Annotated in this window: 21 protein-coding genes; 8 read left to right on the top strand and 13 right to left on the bottom strand. The window is 67.5% G+C overall.

The features are described from left to right. Positions 1 to 81: 81 nt before the first annotated feature. From VN11_RS09935 to VN11_RS09920, 4 genes are all read right to left on the bottom strand, one after another. Complete coding sequence (locus VN11_RS09935) at positions 82 to 783, bottom strand: COG3650 family protein (protein WP_053449627.1); 702 nt, start codon at positions 781 to 783, stop codon at positions 82 to 84. Between the two features lie 83 nt (positions 784 to 866). Continuing rightward, positions 867 to 1,259 carry a nuclear transport factor 2 family protein gene (locus tag VN11_RS09930; RefSeq protein ID WP_053449626.1) on the bottom strand — a complete coding sequence of 131 codons (393 nt, stop codon included), beginning with the start codon at positions 1,257 to 1,259 and terminating at the stop codon, positions 867 to 869. Continuing rightward, on the bottom strand, positions 1,240 to 4,389 hold the full coding sequence (locus VN11_RS09925; protein ID WP_053449625.1) for a multidrug efflux RND transporter permease subunit: 3,150 nt from the start codon (positions 4,387 to 4,389) through the stop codon (positions 1,240 to 1,242). Before VN11_RS09925 ends, VN11_RS09930 begins: the two co-directional genes overlap by 20 nt. A gap of 36 nt (positions 4,390 to 4,425) precedes the next feature. Continuing rightward, entirely contained in the window at positions 4,426 to 5,574 is a 1,149-nt protein-coding gene (locus VN11_RS09920; RefSeq protein WP_053449624.1) for an efflux RND transporter periplasmic adaptor subunit, read from the bottom strand. Positions 5,575 to 5,703: 129 nt separating this feature from the next. Between VN11_RS09920 and VN11_RS09915 the strand changes: the two genes are divergently transcribed. Together VN11_RS09915 and VN11_RS09910 are read left to right on the top strand one after the other, a co-directional pair. Continuing rightward, the gene (locus VN11_RS09915; RefSeq protein ID WP_180878119.1) at positions 5,704 to 6,420 is read left to right on the top strand and encodes a response regulator; all 717 of its coding nucleotides are present in this window, start codon (positions 5,704 to 5,706) and stop codon (positions 6,418 to 6,420) included. Continuing rightward, positions 6,420 to 7,496, top strand: a complete 1,077-nt coding sequence (locus VN11_RS09910; protein ID WP_053449622.1) for an ATP-binding protein — start codon at positions 6,420 to 6,422, stop codon at positions 7,494 to 7,496. The genes VN11_RS09915 and VN11_RS09910 overlap by 1 nt, the downstream gene beginning before the upstream one ends. Here the strand turns inward: VN11_RS09910 and VN11_RS09905 are convergent. The 3 genes from VN11_RS09905 to VN11_RS09895 all read right to left on the bottom strand — a co-directional run bounded on the left by VN11_RS09905 (position 7,474) and on the right by VN11_RS09895 (position 11,061). Next, positions 7,474 to 9,270, bottom strand: a complete 1,797-nt coding sequence (locus VN11_RS09905) for a DUF4105 domain-containing protein (RefSeq protein WP_053449621.1) — start codon at positions 9,268 to 9,270, stop codon at positions 7,474 to 7,476. The genes VN11_RS09910 and VN11_RS09905 overlap by 23 nt on opposite strands. Positions 9,271 to 9,310: 40 nt before the next feature. Further along, positions 9,311 to 9,610, bottom strand: a complete 300-nt coding sequence (locus tag VN11_RS09900; RefSeq protein ID WP_006439835.1) for a DUF2388 domain-containing protein — start codon at positions 9,608 to 9,610, stop codon at positions 9,311 to 9,313. Between the two features lie 62 nt (positions 9,611 to 9,672). Beyond that, positions 9,673 to 11,061 (bottom strand): FAD-binding oxidoreductase, encoded by a 1,389-nt coding sequence (locus tag VN11_RS09895; RefSeq protein ID WP_053449620.1) that lies wholly within the window; start codon positions 11,059 to 11,061, stop codon positions 9,673 to 9,675. Between the two features lie 169 nt (positions 11,062 to 11,230). On the opposite strand from VN11_RS09895, the gene serA reads away from it, so the two are divergent. Continuing rightward, positions 11,231 to 12,472: a phosphoglycerate dehydrogenase gene (gene serA / locus VN11_RS09890; RefSeq protein ID WP_053449619.1), complete on the top strand. Its 1,242-nt coding sequence runs from the start codon at positions 11,231 to 11,233 to the stop codon at positions 12,470 to 12,472. A 70-nt stretch (positions 12,473 to 12,542) separates the two neighbouring features. On the opposite strand, the gene VN11_RS09885 is transcribed toward serA, so the two are convergent. Continuing rightward, positions 12,543 to 13,157 carry an NUDIX hydrolase gene (locus VN11_RS09885; RefSeq protein ID WP_080374904.1) on the bottom strand — a complete coding sequence of 205 codons (615 nt, stop codon included), beginning with the start codon at positions 13,155 to 13,157 and terminating at the stop codon, positions 12,543 to 12,545. Positions 13,158 to 13,290: 133 nt separating this feature from the next. Between VN11_RS09885 and VN11_RS09880 the strand changes: the two genes are divergently transcribed. From VN11_RS09880 to mtnC, 5 genes are all read left to right on the top strand, one after another. Then, a complete protein-coding gene (locus tag VN11_RS09880) occupies positions 13,291 to 14,766 on the top strand; it encodes an amino acid permease (protein WP_006439800.1) in 1,476 nt (491 codons plus the stop codon). An 82-nt stretch (positions 14,767 to 14,848) separates the two neighbouring features. Continuing rightward, the gene (locus VN11_RS09875; protein ID WP_008268127.1) at positions 14,849 to 16,276 is read left to right on the top strand and encodes an amino acid permease; all 1,428 of its coding nucleotides are present in this window, start codon (positions 14,849 to 14,851) and stop codon (positions 16,274 to 16,276) included. Positions 16,277 to 16,835: 559 nt separating this feature from the next. Then, positions 16,836 to 17,477: a methylthioribulose 1-phosphate dehydratase gene (locus VN11_RS09870; RefSeq protein ID WP_053449617.1), complete on the top strand. Its 642-nt coding sequence runs from the start codon at positions 16,836 to 16,838 to the stop codon at positions 17,475 to 17,477. A 93-nt stretch (positions 17,478 to 17,570) separates the two neighbouring features. Then, positions 17,571 to 18,128, top strand: a complete 558-nt coding sequence (locus VN11_RS09865) for a 1,2-dihydroxy-3-keto-5-methylthiopentene dioxygenase (RefSeq protein WP_008264891.1) — start codon at positions 17,571 to 17,573, stop codon at positions 18,126 to 18,128. Positions 18,129 to 18,131: 3 nt separating this feature from the next. Then, the gene (mtnC, locus tag VN11_RS09860; protein ID WP_053449616.1) at positions 18,132 to 18,827 is read left to right on the top strand and encodes an acireductone synthase; all 696 of its coding nucleotides are present in this window, start codon (positions 18,132 to 18,134) and stop codon (positions 18,825 to 18,827) included. Between the two features lie 109 nt (positions 18,828 to 18,936). On the opposite strand, the gene VN11_RS09855 is transcribed toward mtnC, so the two are convergent. The 5 genes from VN11_RS09855 to VN11_RS09835 form a co-directional block, all read right to left on the bottom strand. Then, positions 18,937 to 21,555 carry a beta-mannosidase gene (locus VN11_RS09855; protein ID WP_053449615.1) on the bottom strand — a complete coding sequence of 873 codons (2,619 nt, stop codon included), beginning with the start codon at positions 21,553 to 21,555 and terminating at the stop codon, positions 18,937 to 18,939. A gap of 61 nt (positions 21,556 to 21,616) precedes the next feature. Next, positions 21,617 to 22,843: an AGE family epimerase/isomerase gene (locus tag VN11_RS09850; protein WP_053449614.1), complete on the bottom strand. Its 1,227-nt coding sequence runs from the start codon at positions 22,841 to 22,843 to the stop codon at positions 21,617 to 21,619. Then, a complete protein-coding gene (locus VN11_RS09845) occupies positions 22,840 to 23,835 on the bottom strand; it encodes a carbohydrate kinase family protein (RefSeq protein ID WP_053449613.1) in 996 nt (331 codons plus the stop codon). Before VN11_RS09845 ends, VN11_RS09850 begins: the two co-directional genes overlap by 4 nt. 7 nt (positions 23,836 to 23,842) lie before the next feature. Continuing rightward, positions 23,843 to 25,156 (bottom strand): L-fucose:H+ symporter permease, encoded by a 1,314-nt coding sequence (gene fucP / locus VN11_RS09840; protein ID WP_053449612.1) that lies wholly within the window; start codon positions 25,154 to 25,156, stop codon positions 23,843 to 23,845. A gap of 60 nt (positions 25,157 to 25,216) precedes the next feature. Continuing rightward, positions 25,217 to 26,266 carry a LacI family DNA-binding transcriptional regulator gene (locus VN11_RS09835; RefSeq protein ID WP_049434977.1) on the bottom strand — a complete coding sequence of 350 codons (1,050 nt, stop codon included), beginning with the start codon at positions 26,264 to 26,266 and terminating at the stop codon, positions 25,217 to 25,219. Position 26,267 lies beyond the last annotated feature (1 nt).

The raw sequence follows: 26,267 nt of genomic DNA, 5'->3' as shown, positions 1-26,267 counted from the left end.
CGCCTCGAGCTGCCTGCGGCGCACGCCGCCACAGGCAGCATCTTCCATGCAGCCGGGCACCGTCCCGGCTGCAAGGATCACTTACGGCTGCTGGGCACCGAAATTACCGCAACCGTGGTACTGGCGCGTGCCAATGGTCAGATTCACCTTGGCGTCGAATGATTCGCCACTCATGTCGTCCTGGCAGGTGGTGCGCTGGAAGCTGAGTTTGACGTCGGTGCCATCGGCCGCCTTTCCGCTCCAGCCATCGGCGCCTTCGGTGGGCCTGGCCACGTCGAAGCGGCGCTCACCGTAATCCACTTCCACCTGCAGGCCGGGCTTGTCGCCATCCACGACCGCCAGCCAGCCCGGTTCGTTGCCGGTAGCACGGAACGCCGCGTTGCCGGCGCTGCCATCGCCCTCGATGGCCTCCACCGCGTGGCATTCGCGGTCCGGCTCGCCCTTCAGGCTCAACAGGCCGTCATCGCTGCCCTTGGTCCAGAAGCTGTTGCCCTGGCCATCACCATACTTCGCGCCCGACGCCGCACGCTCGGAGGTCATCGCAAAGGTGCGATCGCCGATCACCACCGTGGCCGCATCCTCGCCATTGAAGGTCGCGCGCACGTTCAGATCGCCGCATTGGTACAGGGTCTCGCTGCCGGCGCCGGTGCCGGTGCTGGCAGCCGGTTCGGGCGCAGCCGGCGGTGCGGCATCATTGCCGCCCGCAGCCGGCGGTTGCGCCGGCTGGCACGCGGCCAGCACCAATGCCAGGGAGGCTGCCAACAGACTGGGAACTACACGCATGGCTCGACTCCTTGTCGACACTACTGAGAGGTTCGACCCTATCACCTGGCGGTGAGCAGGGCCTGAAAGCGGCCTGACCACGCTCACGCGGCCAGCACCGCCATCGACAGCAGTTGGGCGCCGCTGTCGCCGGAACTGCAGGTCCACACCCGCAGCAGGCGCAGTTTCAGTTCGCACTCGCGACCCTGCCGCCACACCGCCAGGCGTACATCGCTGGACAGCAGCGCCAGCCGCCCGCACAGCAGCGTCTCCACCGTGTGCACCTGCAGGCTGCGCACCTGCAGGTGGCCTGCAAGCCACTCGCCCAGCCAGGGCAGGTCGAGCATGCGCCCGCCCTGGCCATCCATCATGAACAGCGCTGGCGATACCAGCGTGCCCAGCGCATCGTGGTCGCCGGCCAGCAGTGCCTGGCACAGGCGCTGCTCCAGTGCGATCAACTGCAGTTCATGCAGGTCTTCAACGATGTTCCGTTCCATCCACGGATCCTTCCGGCATCGGCCGGCGCCTGCGCAGGCGTTGCGCGATCCATTGCCGCGCGCCCTGCACCACTACATAGAAGACCGGCACGAAGAACACCGCCAGCACGGTCGCACTGACCATGCCGCCGAACACGCCGGTTCCGATCGCCTGCTGGGTTTCCTTCGACGCACCCTGCGCCAGCATCAGCGGCACCACGCCCAGCGCGAACGCCAGCGAGGTCATCACGATCGGCCGCAGGCGCAGCCGCGCCGCCTCCAGCGCCGCTTCGGCCAGTCCGCGCCCCTGCTGCTGCAGCTGCCGTGCGAACTCGACGATGAGGATCGCGTTCTTCGCCGACAACCCGATCACCGTAATCATGCCCACCTTGAAGAACACGTCGTTGGGCATGCCGCGCAACAGCACCGCGGCGACCGCACCGAGCAGGCCCAGCGGCACCACCAGCATCACCGCCAACGGGATCGACCAGCTCTCGTACAGCGCCGCCAGCACCAGGAACACCACCAGCATCGACAACAGCAGCAGCCACGGTGCCTGTGCGCCCGATTCGCGCTCCTGCAGCGATTGGCTGGTCCACTGCAGGGCGAAGCCGGAGGGCAGCTGCTTGGCCAGCCGCTCCATCTCTGCCATCGCCTGGCCGGTCGAGACGCCCGATGCCGGTGCGCCGGACAGATTCAGCGCCGGGAAACCGAGATAGCGCTGCAGCTGCAGCGGCGCCTCGGTCCAGTGCGGCGTGACCAGTTCGGACAGCGCCACCATGCCACCTTCGCTGTTGCGCACGTACAGCTTCAGCACGTCCTCCAGTTCCATCCGGTGCGGTGCGTCGGCCTGCAGGATCACCTGCTGCAACCGGCCCTTGTTGGGGAAATCGTTGACGTACTGCGAGCCCATCGCTGCCGACAGCGTGCTGCTGATGTGCTCGAAGCCCACGCCCATCGCCTCGGCCTTGGCCCGGTCGATGTCCAGCCGCACGCTGGTGCCGGCCGGCAGGCCATCGGCATGCACCTCCGACAGCAGCCGGCTGGCCTCGGCCAGTTTCAGCAGCTGCTGCAGGGCTGCACGCAACTCGGCCTGGCTCTGCCCGGTCCGCGCCTGCAGGGCGAGCGAGAAGCCGGATGAACGCCCCAGGCTGTCGATTGCCGGTGGCATCACGCTCATCACCTCGCCCTCGGCGACGGCCGCCATCGCCTTCTGCGCAGCCTCCACCTCACCGGCTGCGGTGGCACCGGCGCGCTCGCCCCAGTCCTTCAGCATGGTGTAGGTCAGCGCCGCGCTTGGGCCGGAGCCGGAGAAGCTGTAGCCGAGGATCGACTGGTTGGACCCGATGCCCGGGCGCGACGCCACGTGCCGTTCGTAGGCTTCCACCACGGCCAGCGTGCGCTCGGCCGTGGCTTCGGCGGGCAGCTGGATCGAGGTCATGAAATAGCCCTGGTCCTCTTCCGGCAGGAACGCACCCGGCAGCCAGTGCAGGCCCAGCAGCAACGCGGCCACCAGCGCGGCGAACACGCCCATCACGCGCCCGCTCCGCTGCAGCGCCGAGGCCACGCCACGCTGGTAGCGCCCGGTCATCCTCTCGAAGCCGCGATTGAAGGCGCCGAACAGCCCGCCACGACCGTGATGACCATGGCTGTTCGGGCGCAACAAGGTCGCGCACAGCGCCGGGGTCAGGCTCAGCGCCAGCAGCGCCGAGAACAGGATCGACACCGCCATCGCCACGGTGAACTGGCGGTAGATCGCGCCCACCGAGCCGCTGGCCAACGCCATCGGAATGAACACCGCGGTCAGTACCAGGGTGATGCCGATCACCGCGCCGGTCAGCTCGCGCATCGCCTTGATGGTGGCCTCGCGCGGTGGCAGGCCCTCCTCGGCCATGATCCGCTCCACGCCCTCGACCACCACGATCGCATCGTCGACGATGATGCCGATCGCCAGCACCATGCCGAACATGGTCAGCACGTTGATCGAGAAGCCGAGCGCCAGCATCACCGCGAAGGTGCCCAGCAGCGCGATCGGGGCGACCAGCGCCGGAATCAGCGTATAGCGCCAGTTCTGCAGGAACAGGTACATCACCGCAAACACCAGCAGCATCGCTTCGAGCAGCGTCTGCACCACCTTCTGGATCGAGATCTTGACGAACGGCGCGGTGTCGAACGGAATGCTCGACTCCACGCCACGCGGCAGCAGCGGTGCCAGCTCGGCCATGCGCTCGCGCACTGCGCCGGCGGTTCGCACTGCGTTCGCGCCCGGGCGCAGCTGCACGCCGGCCGCCGTCGCCGGATGGCCGTCTTCCCGCGTGCCCCAGGCGTAACTCTGCGCGCCCAGCTCCACGCGTGCGACGTCACCCAGCACGACCCGCGAACCGTCGGCGGCCGCCCGCAGCACGATGGCGGCGAACTGTTCCGGCGTGGACAACTGGCCATCGGCGCTCAGCGGCACGGTGATGCGCTGGCCGGCGACGCCCGGCGAATCGCCGATGCGGCCCGGCGAGATCTCCAGGTTCTGCTGCTCGATGGCCGCGGCCACATCGCCCATGGTCAAGCCATAGCCGGTCAACCGGGTCGGGTCCAGCCACACCCGCATGGCCTGCTCGGCACCGAACAGCTGCACGCGGCCGACGCCATCGATGCGGCGCAGCTCTTCGATGATGTTGCGCGCCATGAAGTCACCCAGCGCCGCCTCGCTGACACTGGCATCCGGCGAACGCAGGCCGACCAGCATCAGGAAGCCGGAATCGGCTGCTTCCACGAACAGGCCGTTCTGGCGCACGCTGCGCGGCAGGCGGGGTTCGATCGCCTTGATCCGGTTCTGCACATCCACCTGCGCCAGCTCCGGGTTGGTCCCCGGCTTGAAGGTGGCGGTGATCGAGGCTTCGCCGGAGGTATCCACCGACGATTCGAAGTACAGCAGGTGCTTGACGCTGGACAGCTCGCGCTCGATCAGGCCGACCACCGCGTCGTTCAGCGTCTGCGGGCTGGCCCCCGGGTAGCTGGCATAGATGCTGACGCTGGGCGGCGCAACGGCCGGATAGCGCTCCACGGCCAGGCGCGGAATCGCTAGTACGCCCGCCAGGATGATGAAGATCGCCAGCACCCAGGCGAACACCGGGCGATCAATGAAGAAACGTGCCATGTTGGATTTCCCTGGAGAGACTGGCCCGGGAAAGGCTCAGCCCTTGCTGCCGGCCTGCATCGCACCGGCGCTGGCGACCGGCCGCTGCCAGTCGCGCGCATCGACCACCACGCCTTCCTGCAGGCGCTCCTGGCCCTCGACCACCACCCGCTCGCCGGCCTTCAGCCCGTGCCGGACCAGCCACTGGCGATCAACGCTGCCGTCGACCTCCAGCGTGCGGATCACCGCCTTGCCATCGCCCGCGATCACCCAGGCATAGGCCTGGCCACCCGCGCTGCGCAGCACCGCCTGCTGCGGCACGGTCAATGCACTGGCCGGGGCGCCACGGGGCACCCTGGCACGCACGTACATGCCGGGCAGCAACTGGCGCTGCGGATTGTCGACCAGGATGCGCAGGATCACATCACCGGTGCGCGCATCGACGTTGATGCCGGAGAACAGCAGCTGGCCGCGCTCGGTCAGCGGCTTGCCGGCCGCGCCGATGATCGTCACCGGTAGTTCGCCACCGCCGGCGGCGCTGCGCTGCAGCGACTCCAGCTGCGCAGCCGGCTGGCGCACGTCGACGTAGACCTGGTCGATCTGCTGCACCACCGCCATCGGCTCGGCATCGGCGACCCCGACCAGCGCGCCTTCGCTCACCAGTGCCTGGTCGATGCGGCCGGCAATCGGCGCACTGACCGTGGCGTAGCGCAGGTCGAGCTGGCGGCGGGCCAGGATCGCGCGTGCTTCGTTCACTGCCGCGCGCGCCTGTTCGTACTCGGCACTGGCATCATCGCGATGCTGCTGGCTGACCGCCTGCGCGGCGGCCAGCGCATGCAGGCGCTGCGACTGCACGCGGCTGCGGCCCAGCGCCGCTTCACTGCGCTGCAGCGCAGCCAGCGCCGAATCGACGTCGGCACGGAATGCCGCCGGATCGATCTGGAACAGGGCCTGGCCAGCACTTACTTCGGCGCCCTGCTCGAACAGGCGGCGCTGCACGATGCCGCCCACCTGCGCGCGGATCTGCGCCGTGCGTACCGCGGCCACGCGACCGGGCAGTTCGTCGTCACGCTGCACCACCTGCGGGCCGACGGTGACGACGCTGACGCGCGGTGCGGCTTCGGGGGTGGCTTCGGGGGAGGAGCAGGCCGTCATGGCCAGAGCGATGGCCGCGATCAACGCGGCCGGAGTCCTGAAGGTTCTCATTGCTGTGCACAATGCCGCGCGGGCGGCTGAAAGGTCCTGAAGAACGCAGTGTGCGGGGCGATGATGGGGTTTCGATGGAGGAACTGTGGAGATACGATGGAGGCAAGCACCTTAAGGCCCCGCCCCCGCATGCATGCCTCCCCTGCCCTGGCCGCCCTCGTCCTGATTGTCGAGGATGAGGCCGAGATCGCCGATATTCTCACCGCCTATCTGGAACGCGAAGGACTGCGCACCCTGCGTGCCGCCGATGGCCACGGTGCGCTCGACCTGCACCGCAGCGCCCGCCCCGACCTGGTCCTGCTGGACGTGCAGCTGCCTCGCCTGGATGGCTGGAGCGTGTTGACCCAGCTGCGCCAACGTGGCGAAACGCCGGTGATCATGCTGACCGCGCTGGACCAGGACCTGGACAAGCTGACCGCACTGCGCATGGGCGCCGACGACTACGTGGTCAAGCCGTTCAACCCGGCCGAGGTGGCTGCGCGCGTGCGCGCCGTGCTGCGGCGTACGCTGCGCGCCTCGCGCGTGGATGCACCCAGCGCGCTGCGCGTGGGCCCGCTGCTGATCGACTCGGCAACCCATGCCGTGCACGTGGAGGGCGACGGCTACAGCCATGAAGTCCTGCTCACCCTCACCGAGTTCAAGCTGCTGCACTGCATGGCACTGGCCCCCACGCGCATCTTCAGCCGCAGCGAACTGATGCACGAGTGCCTGCCGGAGAGCGAGGCGCTGGAGCGCACCGTCGACAGCCATGTCAGCAAGCTGCGCCGCAAGCTGGATGAGGTGGGCATGCTCAATGTACCGGCCAGTGTGCGCGGCGTCGGTTACCGGTTGATGGCCGACCGCTGATGGGCACCCTGCGCCGCTCCGGCCTGAGCCGCCACATCATCGTCTCGATGTCGCTGATGGTGATCGGCGTGATCGTGATGATGATCCTGTCGTCGTGGCTGTTGTATGCGGTGCTGGTCGAGTTCTTCCCCGGCAGTGCCGAGGAGCCGGAAAGCTGGCTGCCTACCGGGCCGGAGCTGGCGTGGATGGTCGGGGTGATCCTGACCGGACTGGCCCTGGCCATCGCCGCCTCGTTCCGGCTTGCGCACCGCATCCTGTCGCCGTTGAATTCGCTGGTCGACAGCGTCCGCGCGCTGGCCGGCGGCGATCTCGGTGCACGCGCCAGTGTCGAAGAAAACTCGCCGGGCGAAGTAGCCACCCTGGTCGAAGACTTCAATGCGATGGCGCGGCGCCTGCAGCACATGGAGAGCGAGCGGGCCATGTGGCACGCCGCCATCGCCCACGAGCTGCGCACGCCGGTGACGATCCTGCGTGGCCGCCTGCAGGGGCTGGCCGAGGGCGTGTTCCAGCCTGACGAATCACAGTTCCGCAGCCTGCTTGCCCAGGTCGAGGGCCTGTCGCGCCTGATCGAGGACCTGCGCGTGCTGAGCCTGTCCGACAATGCACGGCTGGACGTGCGCCGCGCGCGCACCGACGTGGTGGCCGAGGTGCATTCGGTGATGACCCTGGTCGACCCGCAGTTCCGCACCGCCGGTTTCGTGCTGGAACTGGAAACCAGCCGCGAGGAACACACCGCGCACTGCGATCCGACCCGGCTGCGCCAGGCGCTGCTGGCACTGCTGGAGAACGCGCGTCGCTACGCCAGCCCGGGCAAGGTACGGATTGCCGTGCATGACACGCCGGGGCATGTACAGGTGGCCATCGAAGACGAGGGACCGGGCATCGACCCCGCCCTGCACGCCGATATCTTCACTCCGTTCATGCGCGCCGACGGTTCGCGTTCGCGCCAGGGCGGCGGCAGCGGGCTCGGCCTGGCGGTGGTCAAGGCCATCGCCGACGCCCACGGTGGCCGCGTCTACTGCATGCCGGGCAGCGCCGGCGGCAGCCGCTTCGTCATCGAACTGCCGCGCCAGTAGGCGAGCTGGCGGCCTGCGTGCGCAGGTGTGCACCAAGCGCGGCCAGATTGGCATCGATCGCATCCATTTCCTCGCGCTGGTTCACCGGCAACTGCTGGCGCAGCTGCAGGCGCAGCGCCCGCCACGCCGGCACCGCCTGCGCACTGGCAGTGGCCACGGCGTGCATCAGGAGCGCCTGTTCGTCGGCCAACGGCAATCCATAGCCATCGCCCTGCAGTAACGTACCCGGACGCAGCCATTGCCCACTCTGCTCCAGCAGCCCGCGCAGGTTGCGGGTCTGGGCGCTGTCCGGTGCACCCAGCAGCTGCCGCTTGAGCACATCGCGCGCGCGTAGTTCGGCACGCCGTTGCGCAGCCTGCTCCAGCAACAGCAAGCCCGCACTGGCGCGCAGGTCGCCCTGCAACAGCCACGGTGCCCGCTGCCGTGCGGGCAGCTTCAGCCAGCCGCGTACATCGCGCGTGGGCAGCGCCAGCTGGCCGGCAGCCACATCGAACAACTGCTGGAAGTGGTCACGCGCCGAGGCAAAGTAATAGCCCTGCGCCTGCGCTGAATCGCGATCGGCCAGCACCTGCTCGTCCAGCACCTGCAGGCGCGCCAGCCGGCGCTTCAGCCCGCGCGGACTCAGCTGCGCCAGGCCGGCGCTCCCGAGCCTAGGCACACCGGCCTGCAGCAGCTTCGCGGTCTCCACCGCGCAGTTGTTGCTGACGAAGTAATAGCGCCCGTCATAGCTCCAGTGCACCTGCGCGGTACGCTCGAGCAGGCTGGCGATCTCGTCGCGTTCCAGCTGCAGGGGCAACGACTGCAGCCCGCGAAGTTCGACCTTGGTGTACTCGTCCACCACCTGCTGCAGTGGCAGCACGAACAGCCGCGAGGGATAACCGCCGGTCAGGCCGCGCCAGTTTGAAATCTGCACGTCGCCGACGAAGGCACGGAACGACAGCACGCGGTGGTACTCCAGGTCCAGGCGACAGTCCGGCCCCGGCGCGCGGCCTGGCCGGCAGATCACCAGCCGCAGCATGCTGTGGCCCCAGCGGCTCATCGGCTGCGCGCTGCCTTCGGCGAACAGGTAGTCCACCGCGTAAACCCGCGAGGGATCCAGCTGCAGCAGTGATGCCGCCCCCTCTTCCGGTTCCGCCTGCAGCAACGGGACGCGGCGGTCGCACTGCGGCTGCGGCAGCGACGGCGGTGTGCCGAAGTGCTCCTGGTACCACTGCGCCAGTGCCGGGCGACGGCAGGCGAACTCGGCATCCAGCACGAAATGCTCGGCGTTCACCGCCAGATACTCAGCCGGATCTTTCAGCTCGTAACCGTCCGGGCTGCGATCACGGAAGTCGTTGTGGCCACGACCCAGATGCCAGGGTTTGCGCTGCCACCCGGCCAGATCGCGCCAACGCGTACTGCGCGACCAGCCAGCACCACCACGATCCGCGACATGGGTCAGTTCGTGCACCAGTGCGCTGCGTCGCGCCCGTCGCGCACCGGGCACGCGATCGTCCAGCAGGTCGCGGCGCAGCGTGATGCGGCCAGCAAATGCACGGCCATGCACCTCGGCGGGCAGGTCAGCGCCCCAGCGTACCTGTACCTGCGTCGGCAAGGCACGTAGCAGGCCGTCCGGCAGCAGTGACTGCACATCGGCCAGGGTCTGGCCAGCCACCTGCTGCTGCACAGGGCTCAGCCCTGCCGGGTCGAGCTGCAGGCGGTCGGCTGCGTGCGCGACGTGGGCGATCAGCAGTAGCGCCACGCCATGCGTGGCTGCGTTGCGTGCAGATGTCATGGCGTTGCCGGCCAGCGGCCGGCACTACCCGAAGGCCGGATCAGCGTGCCAGCAGCGCGCGGGCCAGCTGCAGGTCGCTCTGCTGCTGGGCAGCGGCATCCTGCTCGCGCAGGTGGACCAGTGCGGCCTGCAGGCGTGCGCCGCGGATCTGGCCGTCGCTGGCGACGAACGCAGCGGCATCATCGCGTGCGGCCTGTACCACCTTGTCGTCGCCCGAGCTGCTGGCCGAGGAACCGGAGGAAGCACCGGTGGCCGAGCCGGCCGAGGTGCCTGCGAAGCTGGAAGCGAAGCCGGCCAGCGGCAGGGACAGCAGGGCAAGCAGAACAAGCGGACGGGTCATCGATTCGAAGCCGGTTGTGGGAATGCGTGGAGCGTAACGGGTACGTGAAGGATTTGCCCGGCTCAGACGTCGAACAGCTTTCCGGGATTCAGCCGCGCTTGGGGATCGAACGCGCGTTTGACTGCCTTCATCAGCGCGATCTCGGCCGGGCCGCGGGTGCTGTCCAGGTAGCCCTTCTTGACCAGGCCGATGCCGTGCTCGGCGGAAATGCTGCCATCGAAACGGGCCAGCACCTGGGCCAGCAACTTGGTCACGTGCTCGCACTGCGACACGAAATCGGCGTCAGGGGTGTCGTCCGGCTTGAGCACGTTGATATGCAGGTTGCCGTCACCGATGTGGCCGAACCAGACCACGTCGAAATGCGGATAGGCCTGCCCGATCAGCGCCTGGGTCTCGGTCAGGAACGCCGGCATCGACGAAATCCGCACCGAGACATCGTTCTTGTACGGCTTGTAGCGTGCAAGCGACTCGGTGATGCCTTCGCGCAGGCGCCACAGCTGGGCAGCCTGGGCGTCACTGGCACTGATCACGCCATCGCTGACCCAGCCGTTGCCCATGCAGTCCTCGAACGCCGCCATCGCCGCCGCTTCCTGCGCCTCGTCGTTGGCCGCGAACTCGGTGACCACGTAATAAGGGTGCACCTCGTCGAACGGCGCCTGCGCACCATGCGCCAGCACGTGCTCCAGCGCCCGCTCGGTGAAGAACTCGAAGGCCTGCAGCTGCAGACGCGCGCGGAACGCGGCGAACACCTGCATCAGCACCTCGAAGCTGGGGACGGCCAGCAGCATCACATTGCTGGCCGGCGGCGGGTCGGTCAGCTTCACCGTCGCCTCGACGATCACCCCCAGCGTACCTTCCGAGCCGATCAGCAGCTGGCGGAAGTCATAGCCGCTGGAGTTCTTGATCAGGCCCTTGTTAAGTTCGAGCAGCTCGCCGCTGGCGGTGACCACTTTCAGCCCGGCGATCCATTCTCGGGTATTGCCGTAACGGATCACGCGGATGCCGCCGGCATTGGTGGCGATGTTGCCGCCGATCGAGCAGGAACCGCGCGCCGCGAAATCGACCGGGTAGATCAGGCCGTGGTCGAGCGCGGCGTTGTGCACCGCCTCCAGCGGCATGCCGGCCTGCACCACCAGCGTGCGATCGACCGCGTCGTAGGCCAGCGCCTTGTTCATCCGCTCCAGGCTGAGCACCAGCTCGCCGTTGGCCGCCACCGCGCCACCGGACAGGCCGGTGCGTCCACCCGACGGCACCACCGGCACGCCCTCGGCCGCGCTCCAGCGCATCACCGCCTGCACCTCTTCAACCGTGGCCGGCAATGCAATCGCCAGCGGCGCCGGCGTCCAGCGCCGGGTCCAGTCGCGCCCGTAATGCTCCAGGTCGGCCGGATCGGTCTTCAGTTTCAGGCCGGGACAGGCCTGCTGCAGCGAGGCAATGCGGGAATCGGTCATGACGGTCCAGCGCGGTGCGTGAAGAACGGGCAAGCGTGCCAGTGGCGCGCGCCAGCGTCCAGCCCCGCACCCGTGCAGATAGCTACGGATGCAACCAATTGCGCACTGCACCATGGCCGGTGCGATCTGGCATAGTGGTCAGCCCCTGTCCCACTGGCCGTGTTGCCCCATGTCGCCGAAGAAGACCTCGTTCCCGAAGCAGGATATCCGCGTGCTGTTGCTGGAGGGGGTCAGCCAGACCGCCGTGGAGGTGTTCAGCGCCGCCGGCTACAGCCAGATCGAAGCGCACACCAAGGCGCTGCCCGAGGACGAACTGAAGGCGCGCATCGCCGAGGCGCACATCGTCGGCATCCGCTCGCGTACCCAGCTCAGCGCCGAGGTGCTGGCCGAGGCCAAGCGGCTGATCGCAGTGGGCTGCTTCTGCATCGGCACCAACCAGGTCGACCTGGACGCGGCCGAGCTGGCCGGCATCCCGGTATTCAACGCCCCCTATTCCAACACCCGCAGCGTGGCCGAGCTGGTGATCGCAGAGGCGATCATGCTGACCCGCGGCATCCCGCAGAAGAACGCCGAGTGCCATCGCGGCGGCTGGTCGAAGTCGGCCAGCGGCAGCCATGAAGTGCGTGGCAAGACGCTGGGCATCATCGGCTACGGCCACATCGGCACCCAGGTCGGCGTACTGGCCGAATCGCTGGGCATGCAGGTGATCTTCCACGACGTGGAAACCAAGCTGGCGCTGGGCAATGCCCGGGCCGCGGCCAGCCTGGACGATCTGCTCGCCCGCGCCGACATCGTCACCCTACACGTGCCGGAAACCCCGTCCACACAGTGGATGATCGGCAGCACCGAGCTGGCGAAGATGCGCAAGGGCGCGCACCTGATCAACGCCGCGCGCGGCACCGTGGTCGACATCGATGCGCTGGACGCGGCGCTGGCCAGCGGCCACGTCGGTGGCGCCGCGCTGGACGTGTTCCCGGTCGAGCCGAAGGGCAATGGCGATATCTTCGAATCGCCGCTGACCCGCCACGACAACGTGATCCTGACCCCGCACGTGGGTGGCAGCACGCTGGAAGCGCAGGACAACATCGGCGTGGAAGTGGCCGCCAAACTGGTGCGCTACAGCGACAACGGCAGCACCCTGTCGGCGGTCAATTTCCCGGAAGTGACCCTGCCCGAGCACGCCGACAGCCTGCGCCTGCTGCACATCCACCAGAACGTGCCGGGCGTGCTGTCCAAGGTCAACGAGATCTTCTCGCGCCACAACGTCAACATCGACGGCCAGTTCCTGCGCACCGACCCGAAGGTGGGCTACGTGGTGATCGACATCACCGCCGGCGAGGAACAGGCCGCCGCAGTGCGCGACGAGCTGGCCGCGATCCCCGGCACGCTGCGCACGCGCATCCTGTACTGAAAAAAGGGGACGGAGGGGATTAAGTCGTTGATGCCACAAACGACTTAATCCCCTCCGTCCCCTTTTTATCTCAACGTGCCAGCCACCTGTGTGCCATGCGCTGCATGGATTCATCGGACTGCGGGTCGGCCGCGACTTCGGTCACCGGCCGCCAGGCCAGCTCCAGCGATTCCTCGCTGAGCACGAAGGCTTCGCCACCCAGCGCACGGATCACGAAACGCACGTCGTAGTGCCAGTGCCCCGGCACGTCCTTGCGCTCTGGAATCCAGTGCTTGTCCAGATCGAAGATGGCCGGGTCTTCCAGCACCAGGCCGCCCAGGCCTGATTCTTCCTCGGCTTCCTTCAGCGCCACCCGGGCCAGGTCGCGGTCGCCGTCGGCGTGGCCGCCCAGCTGCAGCCAGCGCTGCAGCTTGCGGTGGTGGGTCAGCAGCAGGCGCTGGCCGTCGGCACTGACCAGCCAGCAGCTGGCGGTGAAGTGGCCGGCCAGCCGTTCGCGCCGGAATGGATCTTCCGGATCGTCCAACAATGTGCCGAATTCGGCAGCCACTGCGTCGTGGGCCGGCTCACGGCGGGCATAGTCCCGCAGCAGGCCACGCAGGCGATCGTCAAGCACGGCAAGGGTTTCGGCGGTCTGGCTCATGAATGGGCGGCGTCTGGAAAAATACTGCTCATTATCGCCGTTCATTGTTGCGATTGCGCTTGTGCGTTGGCTTCAGCTTTGGCTAAGGTACAGCGGGCCGTTCGCGCGGCCTTCACCATTCCAGGGTTGCCGGCAACGTATCGGCGGCCCACCCAATCCGATCACTAGGAAGTACTGCATGCTGAAAGCTCTGTTGAGGGTCAAGCCGGTCCAACCGGCCGGGCACGTCGATGCCGGCGAACCCATCGAAGGCAGCCTGGACGGCGAAGCCACGTTGAAACGGACCCTCACGGCTAAACACCTCATCCTGCTTGGCGTGGGTGCGGTGATCGGCGCAGGTATCTTCGTGCTGACCGGCCAGGCCGCGGCCAACCACGCCGGCCCCGCCGTCATGCTGTCGTTCGTGATCGCCGGTTTTGCCTGCGCCCTGGCGGGCCTGTGCTACGCCGAGTTCGCGGCGATGATGCCGGTCTCCGGCAGCGCCTATTCCTACTCCTACGCCACCCTCGGCGAAGGCATGGCCTGGTTCATCGGCTGGTGCCTGGTGCTGGAGTACCTGTTCGCCTCGGCCTCGGTCGCGGTGGGCTGGTCGGCGTACCTGATCAGCTTCATCACCACTACGCTGCACATGCCGTTCCCGGACCTGCTCAGCGCCGCGCCCATCGCCTGGACCGGCAGCGAGTTCGTCTCCTCCGGCAAGCTGTTCAACCTGCCGGCGGTGCTGATCGTGGCGGCGGTGTCCGGCCTGCTGTACGTGGGCGTGACCCAGTCGGCGTTCGTCAACGCGATCATCGTGGCGATCAAGGTCACCGTCATCTGCCTGTTCATCGGCATCGGTGCAGCCCACATCGACCCGGCCAACTGGCAGCCGTTCATCCCGGAAAACACCGGCGTGCCGGGTGAGTTCGGCTGGAGCGGCGTGTTCCGCGCGGCCACCATCGTGTTCTTCGCCTACATCGGCTTCGATGCGGTCTCCACCGCCGCCGGCGAGACCAAGGACCCGCAGCGCAACATGCCGATCGGCCTGCTCGGCTCGCTGGCGGTGTGCACCATCGTCTACATCATCGTCTGCGCGGTGCTGACCGGCATGATGCCGTACCACCTGCTGGGCACCGACAAGCCGGTGGCCACCGCGCTGGAGCCCTACCCGACCCTGTCGTGGCTGAAGACCCTGGTCGAGATCGGCGCCATCGCCGGCCTGTCCTCGGTGGTGCTGGTGATGATGATGGGCCAGACCCGCATCGCCTACACCATCTCCCGCGACGGCCTGCTGCCGAAGTTCTTCGGCAAGGTCCACGCCCGCTTCCGCACCCCGTACGTCGCCACCATCGTGGTCGGCGTGATCGCCGCCGCACTGGCTGGCCTGGTGCCGCTGAACGTGCTGGGCGAACTGGTCTCGATGGGCACCCTGCTGGCCTTCGCCACGGTCTGCATCGGCGTGCTGGTTCTGCGCTATACCAAGCCGGAGATCCACCGCCCGTTCCGCGTGCCGATGGTGTGGATCATCTGCCCGCTGGGCGCGGCCACCTGCCTGTTCCTGTTCTGGCAGGCGTTCGTGGTGCACTGGCACCTGTTCGTTGGCTGGACGCTGCTCGGCCTGCTGATCTACCTGGGCTACGGCATCCGCAACAGCAAGCTGGCCAAGTCACCCTGATCCGCCTACGGGCCGGCCTCGCGCCGGCCCGTCCGTTTTCCCCGCGCGCCCCTGGCGGCGCGCTTCTACAAGACCACCACACATGTTCAAGCAACTGTGGGCCACCAAGCACCCGCATGCCGCCCATGAAGACGCCAACGGCCTCAGCCTGCGCCGCCACCTCGGCCCCTGGGGGCTGACCGCCCTCGGCATCGGCGCGGTGATCGGCGGCGGCATCTTCGTCATCACCGGCCAGGCCGCCGCCAACCACGCCGGCCCGGCGATCATGCTGTCGTTCGTGCTGGCCGCCATCTGCTGCGCCTTCTGCGCACTGGCCTACGCCGAGTTCGCCTCGATGGTGCCGGTGTCCGGCAGCGCCTACACCTATACCTATGCCACCTTCGGCGAGCTCTCGGCCTGGTTCATCGGCTGGATGCTGGTGCTGGAGTACGGCGTCTCCGCGTCAGCCGTGGCGGTCAGCTGGACCGGCTATTTCCTCAGCCTGCTCAGCCAGTTCGACATCCATCTACCGGCGGCGCTGGTCAGCGCGCCACTCGACGCGCAGCTGCGCCCGACCGGCGCGATCGCCAACCTGCCGGCCGCCGCGCTGGTACTGCTGCTGACCTGGCTGTGCTACGTCGGCATCAGCAAGTCCTCGGCGATGAACATGGCGATGGTCGTGCTCAAGACCGGCCTGATCGTGCTGGTCATCGTGGTCGGCTGGAAGTACGTCGACACCAGCAACTGGACCCCGTTCATCCCCGCCAACGAAGGCCCCGGCAAGTACGGCATGGAAGGCGTGCTGCGTGGCGCGGCGATGGTGTTCTTCGCCTACATCGGCTTCGAGGCGGTGTCGGTGGCGGCGCAGGAATCGAAGAACCCGCAGCGCGACATGCCGATCGGCATGATGCTGTCGCTGGTGATCTGCACCGTGCTGTACATCGCCATGGCCGCCGTGATGACCGGCCTGGTCCCGTACCAGCTGCTGGGCACCGACGAGCCGGTGGTGACCGCGGTGGCCGCGCATCCGCAGCTGGGCTGGCTGCGCTGGGTGGTCGAGGTCGGCGCGCTGGTCGGCCTGTCCTCGGTGGTGCTGGTGATGATCATCGGCCAGCCGCGCATCTTCATGATCATGGGCCGCGATGGCCTGCTGCCGCCGGTGTTCACCAAGATCCATCCGAAGTACCGCACCCCGCACATCAACACCGTGATCACCGGCATCGGCATCGCGCTGCTGGCGGCGCTGTTCCCGCTGGACATCCTGGGTGAGCTGACCTCGATGGGCACGCTGATCGCGTTTGCTGCGGTGTGTGCCGGCGTGCTGATCCTGCGCCGCACCCAGCCGGACCTGCCGCGCCCGTTCCGCATGCCGATGGCGTGGCTGATCTGCAGCCTGGGCGTGCTGAGCTGCCTGGCGCTGCTGTCGGCGATGACGATGCACAACTGGATGCTGATGGGCGTGTGGACGTTCGTCGGCTTCGTGATCTATTTCTGCTACGGCTTCAAGCACAGCCGTCTGCGGGGGAAGTAAGGGGTTTTGCATTGCAGGGCCTGCGGCCCTGCACCCGCCTTTGAAGCCGGAGCAACGGCAACGGCGACAGCTGGGCTGAGGCTTTGGTGGGGCGGATTGGGTTAGCGGGGGACGCCGTGAACCCATCCATGGGGGCTTGGCCGCGGCATCCATGCCGCGGACACCCCCGCGAACCCAACCCGCCCCACCTCCGACAGTCTGCTGGCACGTCCAGTAGATCCACGCCATGCGTGGATGAATTGCGTCTGAGAGATGAATTCTCTCCGGTCGATGAATTCCCTGTAGAGCCGAGCCATGCTCGGCTCCGAGCAAGCGCAGCGCGGCGACCCGCTTCTGCTTTTCCTTCTTCACTCCGTGGCTGGCGCGCACGGAACCTGTCCGTGGCCGGTTGGGTGGGCTGCGCAGGGGTGTCCGCGGCATGGATGCCGCGGCCAAGCCCCCATGGACGGGTTCACGGCGTCCCCTGCGCAGCCCACCCAACCGGCCAACCCACGGAATCTGCTTCTGACGCAAGCCACGAGGGGCTCAGCCGTTGGCCGAATCCAGTAAAATCGCCGGCATGAACGCCCCCACCTTCCCCTACGACACCGCGCGCCTGAGCGAACTGGCCCAGCTGCTGATCGACAACGTCCGCGAACTGGCCCACGCCGGCTGGACCCCGGCCACCAGCAGCAACTTCTCCCACCGCCTGGATGACGGCCACGCGGCGATCACCGTGTCCGGCAAGGACAAGGGCCGCCTGATCGAGGACGACATCATGGTGGTGGACTTCGACGGCAAGGCCGTCGGCCGCCCGCTGCGCCCGTCCGCCGAAACCCTGCTGCACACCCAGCTGTACCGCCGCTTCCCGGAAATCGGCTGCGTCCTGCACACCCATTCGCCCGTGCAGACCATCGCCTCGCGCCTGTATGCGCCGCAGGGCCATGTGCACCTGGAAGGCTACGAGCTGCTGAAGGCCTTCGCCGGCAACAGCACCCATGAAATGGCCGTGGACGTGCCGGTGTTCGCCAACACCCAGGACATGAATGTGCTCTCGAAACAGGTCGACGACCTGCTGGACCGGCAGGCCCTGTGGGGCTACCTGATCGATGGCCACGGCCTGTACGCCTGGGGCCGCGACATGGCCGAGGCACGCCGCCACCTGGAAGCGTTCGAGTTCCTGTTCCACTGCGAGCTGGAACTGCGCAAGCTGCGCGGCTGAACCCGCGCGCAGGTGCAGATGCCGATCCGGAATCTGCGCCGCGTCCCCACCCTGCTACCCTGTCTTCCCCCCCGAGACGTTCAAGCTGCCGCCATGAGCCGACTGCGCATCTACGACGACACCCGCCCCGAATCGCCGCTGCTGGACAGCCAGGACGGTGCGATCATCGCTGCCGAACTGCAGAAGATCGGCGTCACCTTCGAGCGCTGGCAGGCCACCGCGCCAGTCGCACCGGGCGCCAGCCAGGATGAAGTGTTCGCCGCCTACCGCGCCGACATCGACCGCCTGGTCGCAGAGCGCGGCTTCAAGAGCGTGGACGTGGCCTCGATCGCCCCGGACAACCCGAACCGCGCCGAACTGCGCAAGAAGTTCCTCGACGAGCACTTCCACAAGGAAGACGAGGTGCGCTTCTTCGTGGCCGGCTCGGGCCTGTTCACCCTGCACGTGGGTGACAAGGTCTACGAGATCGAGTGTGTGAAGGATGACCTGATCGCGGTGCCCGATGGCACCACCCACTGGTTCGACATGGGCGACGAGCCGAGCTTCGTGGCGATCCGCTTCTTCACCGAGCCGGATGGCTGGGTCGGTCACTTCACCGGCACCGACATCGCGCAGAAGTTCCCCCGTTACGTACCCACCCAGGCGTCCTGATCCATGCAGCCCCGCGTCATCCTGACCGACATCGAAGGCACCACCAGCAGCATCTCGTTCGTCAAGAACGTGCTGTTCCCCTATGCCCGCAAGGCGTTGCCCGCGTTCGTGGCCGAGCATGGCCAGCAGCCGGAGGTCCGCCGCTGGCTGGATGCGGTGGCCACCGAGATCGGCGGCGCCTGCCAGGACAGCCTGGTGGCCGAGACGCTGCAGGGCTGGATCGACCAGGACCGCAAGCACACTGCGCTGAAGGCGCTGCAGGGCATGATCTGGGACGAAGGCTACCGCCGCGGCGACTACACCGCCCACTTCTACCCGGAGGTGGCGCCGGTGCTGAAGGGCTGGCACGCGTCCGGCCTGCCGCTGTACGTGTACTCCTCCGGCTCGGTACCGGCGCAGAAACTGTTCTTCGGCTTCAGCGATGCCGGTGACCTCAGCCCGCTGGTGTCGGGCTGGTTCGACACCGAGGTGGGCGGCAAGCGTGAGGCCGACAGCTATCGCCGCATCGTGCAGTCGATCGGCGTGCCGGCCGGTGAGATCCTGTTCCTGTCCGACGTGGTCGAAGAACTCGACGCCGCCCGCGAAGCCGGCCTGCAGACCCGTCTGATCGACCGCCTGGACGACTACCCGCTGCCGCGCACCGGCCAGGCCGCCAACGGCCACGAGCGGGTCGAGAACTTCCAGCAGATCCAGCTGTAAAGCGCCTGGTAGATGCCAACCTTGGTTGGCATGCTTCGGGAGTGCCAACCAAGGTTGGCACCTACCAAAGCGGCGAGGTTGGCGTCGTGCAAGGCGGGATGCACCGCCCTCAACGATCGTTGAGGGTCTTCAGCTTCAGCGCTTCGCGCAGGGCAGCCAGATCCACTGGGCCGCGTACGGCGATATCGCGGGTTTCCCCCGGCAACAGGTCCAGCAGGTTGTCTTCGACCTGCACGTCCAGCGCACCGAAGTCGATCCACGCCGCCCGTACATACGTCGCGCTCTCCAGCCGCAGGCGATAGTGGTCGCCCTCGATGCTCAGGGCGGCCTTCAGCTTCTGTCGCGGCAACTGCTGCTCCTTGGCTTCGACGAAGCCAACCACCTGCCGCGCACTCACCCTGCCGTCCTGCAGCAGCTCGAACACCGCGACCGTCCGCTTCGGATCGGCGCCAGCCAGCAGCTCGGCATCGCTGTAGGTGCCGATGTCGGTGACGCCGGCAGCGGCAAGCGTCACCGCCTGCTCGCGACGGCGCAGCACCTTGCCGTCCACGTCCATTACCCGCAGCCGCCAGCGCGCATCCAGCGCGGCGCCATCATTGAGCAGCCCCACCCGCGTACGGCCCTCGTCGCGCAGCGCGGCCACGGTGACCGGCGCGAAGAAGCGCCGCGCGGCGAAATGCAGCGCCTTCCAGCGGCCGAAGTAGTCCACGCTGGACCACGAAGCCCCCGGCCAGACATCGTTGAGCTGCCAGTACAGCGAACCCATCGTGTACGGCCGCGAGGCGCGATGATGCAGTGCCGCCAGTGCAATGCCATCGGCCTGCATCACCTGGCTCAGGTAAACGAAATCCTCGAAGTCCTTCGGCGTACCGTAGCCCAGCTCGATGTAGTGCAGCAGGCGGCTGTTGCCCTCGCCGGCCATGAATTTCTGGTGCGCGCGGATCACCGGGCTGTCGATGCGCTGCTCGGCGCGGGTGGCGATCTGGTCCACGGTCGCCACCGACGGCCACGCCTGCAGTCCGTACTCGGACATGAAGCGTGGGGTCTCGCGCAGGTAGGCCTGCACCGGCAATGCCGGATTGCCCCAGACCTGCCAGTAGTGCTTGTCACCACGGGTCGAGTCGTTGGCCTTCTCGTCAAGGTCATTGCTGGGCGAGCTGGACCAGTACGGTACGCCCAGCCCTTCCTCGCCGACCACCTGGCGCAGGTCGTTGCCGAACAGGTCGACATAGCCCTGCCAGACCTTCGCCGCAAATGCCGGGTCGGCCGCCTTCAGGTCGCGGCCATGGCCCCAGTCCTTCCAGGCGGTCTCTTCCTCGTTGTTGCCACACCACAGCACGATGCTGGGGTGATGCCGCAGGCGGCGCACGTTGTCGCGTGCTTCGGCCACCACGCTGGCACGGAACGCCGGATCGTAGCCCGGCTGCATGCCACCGCCGAACATGAAGTCCTGCCACACCAGCAGGCCGAGTTCATCGGCGATGTCGAAGAACGCATCGTCCTCGTAGTAGCCACCGCCCCAGTTGCGCAACATGTTCATGTTGGCATCGCGGGCCGCCGTCAACACCTGGCGCAGTCGCGCCGCATCGACGCGTGCGGGGAACGCGTCGAACGGGATCACGTTGGCACCCTTGGCGAAGATCGGCACGCCATTGATGACGAAAGCGAAGCCCTGCCCGCCCTTGCCGTCTTGCTCGCGGCGCAGTTCGACCGTGCGCAGGCCGATGCGCTGCTCGCGCGCCAGTTCCGCTGTGCTGCCGTCGTCAAGGCGTGCCTGCACGGTGTAACGGTCCTGCGCACCATGACCCACCGGCCACCAGCGCCGCGGCTTGGTCAGCTCAACCGGCAGCTCAACGGTGTTCTGGCCGGGCATCAGCGGCACCGTGCGTTGCACCTGGGCCACGCTGCGGCCCTGCGGATCGCGCACCTCCACATGCACCACGGCCGAGCCCGACACCGCCCCCTGCTCCACCTGCAGCAGCACCGCCAGCTTCGCCTGCTGGGCGTCCAGTGCATCCGTACGCACGGCCAGATCGGCCAGGCGGTGTGCATCCCAGGCCTGCAGGTCGACGCCACGCCAGACCCCGGCGGTGACATAACGCGGGCCCCAGTCCCAGCCGAAGTGATAGGCCGGCTTGCGCGCGAAGTTGCCGACCATCGCGTCCTTCGGCTCATCGCCATAGGGCGACGGATAGTTGCCAGCAATCTTGTGCGGCATGGCCTGCACGCCCGGCAGCAGCGTGCGGATCGGCGAACGGAACACGATCTGCAGCTCATTGCCCTTGGCCCGCAGCCGGCCCTCCACGCGCGCGCGCCAGGTACGATGTGCATTGTCTGCACGCAGCAGCGGTTTGCCGTTGAGGAGGACCTCCGCATAGGTATCGAGCCCATCGAAGCGCAGCTCGGCATTGGGCTTGGCAAGCGTCGCGGTATCCACGTCGAAACGGGCGCGGTATTCCCAGTCGGCCAGGCCGATCCATTGCAGCTCGGCCTCGGCTGCACCGACGTAGGGATCGCGGATCAGCGCATGGGCCAGCAGATCGGTGTGCACGCTGCCTGGCACCTTCGCCGCGCGCCACTGCTGCAGGCCCGGATGGGCCGCACCCTGCGCATCGCCAGGCAGCATGCGGAACTCCCACTGCGCCTGCAGCGGGGCTGCAGTTGCCGGAAACACGGAGGCTGCGATCAGCAGCAGGAGCAGACGGACAACGAGGGAAAGGCGATGCACGTGATGCTCCTGTTCTTGCGCCGAGCGAGGCCCGGCGCTACCGATTCCATTTCATCGCGCCTCAGCGCACGACGTTCAACACTTCGTAGCAGGCACCCATGGTGTGGTAATCCACCTTGCCGGCCGGGCTTTTCTCGTCACTGTACTTGCGGTTGTCGGCATCGAGGATGCGGAACCAGGCACCGTACCGGTGGTCGACGAAGTGCTCCCACGAATACGCCCAGAGGCGGTCGTACCACTGCCAGTAGCGGTCATCGCCGGTGCGCCTGGCCATCAGTGCGGCGGTGGCCAGGGTCTCGGCCTGCACCCAGAAGTATTTGTCGTCGTCGCAGACGAAGCTGTCGCCACCGATCGGTGCGCCGTCCATGCCCGGCTGCCGGCGCGATTCCGGTGCGAAGCCGTAGTACAGGCCACCGCGGGCGTCGTCCCAGCTGCGCGCCACGGCCACGTCGAACAGGTGCTGCGCGGTCGGCAGCAGCCAGTCGGCCTGCACGTGGCGATCGAGGATCAGCAGCAGCTTGGCCCACTCGGTCTGATGACCCGGCTGGAAGCCCCAAGGGCGGAACAGATGCTTGGGATCGTCCAGGTTGTAGTCCCAGTCGATCTCCCAGTTCACGTCGTAGTGTTCCCAGACCAGACCACCGGCCTTGGCGGCCTGGCGGCGGGTCATGTTGTCGGCCAACTGCAAGGCACGCTCGACGTAGCGCTGCTCGCCACTGGCCTCGAATGCGGCCAGCATCGCCTCGCACATGTGCATGTTGGCGTTCTGGCCGCGATAGCCGGTGAAGTTCCACTGGCCATCAGCTTCGTCCTTGTACAGGCCATGCTGCGGCTCCCAGAAACGCGCTTCCAGCAGCTGCCAGGTCTCGTCCATCCACTCGCGGGCCTGCTCGATGCCGGCCTTCAGCGCGCAGCTGTAGGCCAGCAGCACGAAGGCCACGCCATAGCAGTGGTTCATGTCGTCCTCGACCTTGCCATCGCGCAGGGTCCAGGCATAGCCGCCGGTGGCCGGGTTTCGGTGCACCTTACGCAGGTAGCGCACGCCGTGCTCGACCGCCTCGCGATATTCGGCATTGCCGAACTCGCGGTAGGCCATCGCGTAGTTGAAGACGAAGCGGGTGCTGCTCACCAGGTGGCGATGGCTGGCATCGTAGATGCTGCCGTCGTCACGGAAGTAGTGGAAGAAGCCACCGTTCGGATCGATGCAGCGCGGGTGGTAGAACGCCATCGTGTCGGCGATGTGCGCACGCAGGAACGCGGGTGAACGGAAGTCGGGCGAGGTGCTCATGCGGTAATGTCCTGGGCCTGCAGCAGCTGCTGCACTTCATCAAGCGAGGGCATCGCGGCAAACGCGCCCTTGCGGGTAACCGCCAGCGCACCGACTGCAGCGCCGAAGCGCAGCGTGGCGGTGATTGCCTCCGGGTCCTTGCAGAAGGCGGCGAAACCTGCGCCCGCGCCACCACGCTCGAGCAGGCCGACCAGCACGCCACCGACGAAGGCATCACCGGCCGCGGTAGTGTCGACGGTGGCCACGCGGAAGCTGGTGACCGTGCCGTGGTTGTCGCGGGTGTACCAGTGCAGCGTGGCTGCGCCATCGGTGATGATGACCCAGCGTGCCTGCGCAGCCAGCAGACGCCGCAGCACCGCCGCCTCGCCATCGGCGCCCAGCGGAGCTGCCAGGTAATCCAGTTCCTCGCGCGACAGCTTGACCAGGTCGGCGCGCTCCAGCGCCTGCCACAGGCGCGGCGTCGGATCGACGTCGGCAGGCCACAGGGCCGGACGCAGATTCAGATCGAGACTGACCACCGCGCCGGCCTTACGGGCCCGGTCCATGCCGGCGAAGGTCGCCTCGGCGATGGCCGGCTCGGTCAGGCTGTTGGAGCAGACGTGGAAGCACTGTGCGCTGTCGAGGCACTCCGCCTGGAAGTCACTGTCACGGAACAGCAGGTCGGCCGCCGGCGGGCGGTAGAAACTGAAGCTGCGCTCGCCGCTGGCGTCGAGGGCAACGAAGGCCAGTGCGGTCTTCGCCGCATCGGTACGCACGATGTAATCCGTGCCCACGCCGTGCTCGACCAGGCTGTCGGCCAGGAAGTCGCCGAACATGTCACGGCCGAGCATGCCGACGAACTGCGTCTTCGCACCCAGCCGTGCGGCGGCGACGGCGACGTTGGCCGGCGCACCGCCGGCGTACTGCAGGAACGCGCGCGGGGTATCGGCCGAGGCCGGCGGCTGCGCTAGTAGATCGATCAAAATTTCGCCGAAGCAAACGATGGCACCCATTCCGGACTCAGCCTCCCTGCGTTGCGGAGGTCGGCGTACGCGCGCCGACCAGTCCGTAGAAAATGATGTAGCCGTAGCACAACAGCGGCAGGATGAAGCTGGCCTGCACACCGATGTGGTCGGCCAGCACGCCCTGCAGGTACGGCACCACGGCACCGCCGACGATGGCCATGATCAGCAGGCTGGAACCCTTGTTGGTCAGCGGGCCGAGGCGCTCGATGCTCAGTGCGAAGATGGTCGGGAACATGATCGAATTGAACAGGCCGATCGCCACCACCGAATACAGCGCGACGTTGCCGGAGCTCAGCATGGTCGTGACCAGCAGCCCCACGTTGACCAGCGCGAAGATCGCCAGCAGGCGGCTGGGCGAGAAGCGCGCCAGCAGCGCCGAACCGGCGAAGCGGCCGATCATCGCCATCGTCCAGTAGGCCGACACGTAGTGCGTGGCCTGCTGCTCGCTGAAGCCGCCGATGTTCGGCATCGACAGGTAGTTGACCAGGAAGCTGCCGATCGACACTTCGGCACCCACGTAGAAGAAGATGCCCAGCACGCCCAGCAGCAGGTGGCGCTTGCGCAGCGCATCCAGGTAGCTGTGGTGGTGACCCTGGTCGGCCTGCTCGGTGGCATCGCTCAACGCCGGCAGTCGGAACAGGAACACGAACAGCGCCAGCAGCACCAGCGCCACCGCCAGGCCCACGTACGGGCCCTGCACGGCCTGCGCCTCGGCGGCACGGTAGGCCAGCTGCTCGGCGGCCGGCAGTGCCGCGATGTCATCGGCACTCTTCACCGTGTTGGACAGGATCAGCATGCCGCCGAAGATCGGCGCGATGGCCGTGCCCAGCGAGTTCAGCGCCTGCGCCAGGGTCAGGCGGCTGGAGCTGGTCTGTTCCGGGCCCAGCAGCGCCACGTAAGGATTGGCAGCGACCTGCAGCACGGTGATGCCGCTGGCCAGCACGAACAGCGCGCCGAGGAAGGCGCCATACACGCGCAGCTCGGCCGCCGGCCAGAAGCCCAGCGCACCGATGCCGGCGATCACCAGGCCGGCCACGATGCCCTTCTTGTAACCCAGCGCGGCGACCAACCGGCCCGCCGGCAGCGACATCAGGAAATAGGTGCCGAAGAAGGTGAACTGCACCAGCATCGCCTTGGCGTAGTTCAACTCGAACACCGCCTTCAGGTGCGGGATCAGGATGTCATTGAGGCAGGTCAGGAAGCCCCACATGAAGAAGATCGTGGTGACCACGGCCAGCGCCTTGCCGTTGGTGACGGCGGGTGCGTTGCCCGAAGAACCCGATGGACGGGGCGTTGCGGAAATCGGCATGCGGTACGCGCCTCGATGCGCGGAAGGTCGTTGTTGCGTGGAAGGGGTGTATGGAAGGAATCAGTTCGGTCGTGCGGCACTGCTTTCGCGGATGCGCAGCTGCACCGGCGCGACCGTGCGCCGTGGCGGCGCGTCCGGTTCGTCCAGCCGTTGCAGCAGCAGAGCGGCAGCTTGCCGGCCCCGCTCGCGCGGATCGGCAGTGAGCGTGGTCAACGGCGGCACCGCCACCGACGCCTCGGAAATATCATCGAAACCGGTAACGGCGAAGTCGCCACCCGGGCGGATGCCGCGCGAGTTCAGGCCCAGCATCAGGCCCAGCGCCACGGTGTCGTTGTAGCAGACCGCCGCACTGGGACGATGGCCATCGGCAAACAGCTCATCGGTGCGCGCCGCGGCTTCCAGGCGGTTCGGTGCCGACTCGATCATCCAGCCCGGCGGCAGCGACAGACCGGCCTCGGCCAGCGCCTGCTGGAAACCGGCGCGGCGCTGATGGCATGAACTGGAGGCGGCATGGCCACCAAAGAACGCGATCTGGCGATGGCCGCGCTCGATCAGGTGGCGGGTGGCCAGGTAGGCACCATGCTGGTTGTCCAGGGTCAGGAAGTCCCAGTCGGCACCTTCCAGTTCGCGGTTGAACAGCAGCACGTTGGCGTTGGCACCCAATGCCTGGCGCAACTGCGCGGTATCACTTCCTTCGGCCGGCGACAGGATCAGGCCGGCCGGGGTGTGCTCCATCAACGTGGACAGCACCGCCTGCTGCCGCTCCGGCGATTCGCCCGTGCTGCCGAGCAGGGTCACATAACCGCGTCCGCCCAGCGCCTCGTCCACGCCGGACGCGAATTCGGCGAAGAACGGGTTGGACAGATCGTTGATCACCAGCGCGATGCTCGACGAGGTCCGCCGGCGCAGGTTGGCCGCCGCGCGGTTGTAGACATAGCGCTGGCGGCGCAGTTCGGCCTCGACCTTGGCCCGGGTATCGACGTTGACCAGTGGGCTGCCGCGCAGCACCAGCGACACGGTGGCACGCGACACACCGATGGCACGCGCGATGTCGGTCACCGTCACCGCCTTGCCGGCGCGCTTGCTGGAACTGCTGCCGTTGTCGTTCATC

The sequence above is a fragment of the Stenotrophomonas maltophilia genome, from assembly GCF_001274595.1.
Lineage (GTDB): Bacteria > Pseudomonadota > Gammaproteobacteria > Xanthomonadales > Xanthomonadaceae > Stenotrophomonas > Stenotrophomonas forensis.
Note: the sequence above shows the minus strand (reverse complement) of the source record. Positions and strands in the feature narration are given on the sequence as shown.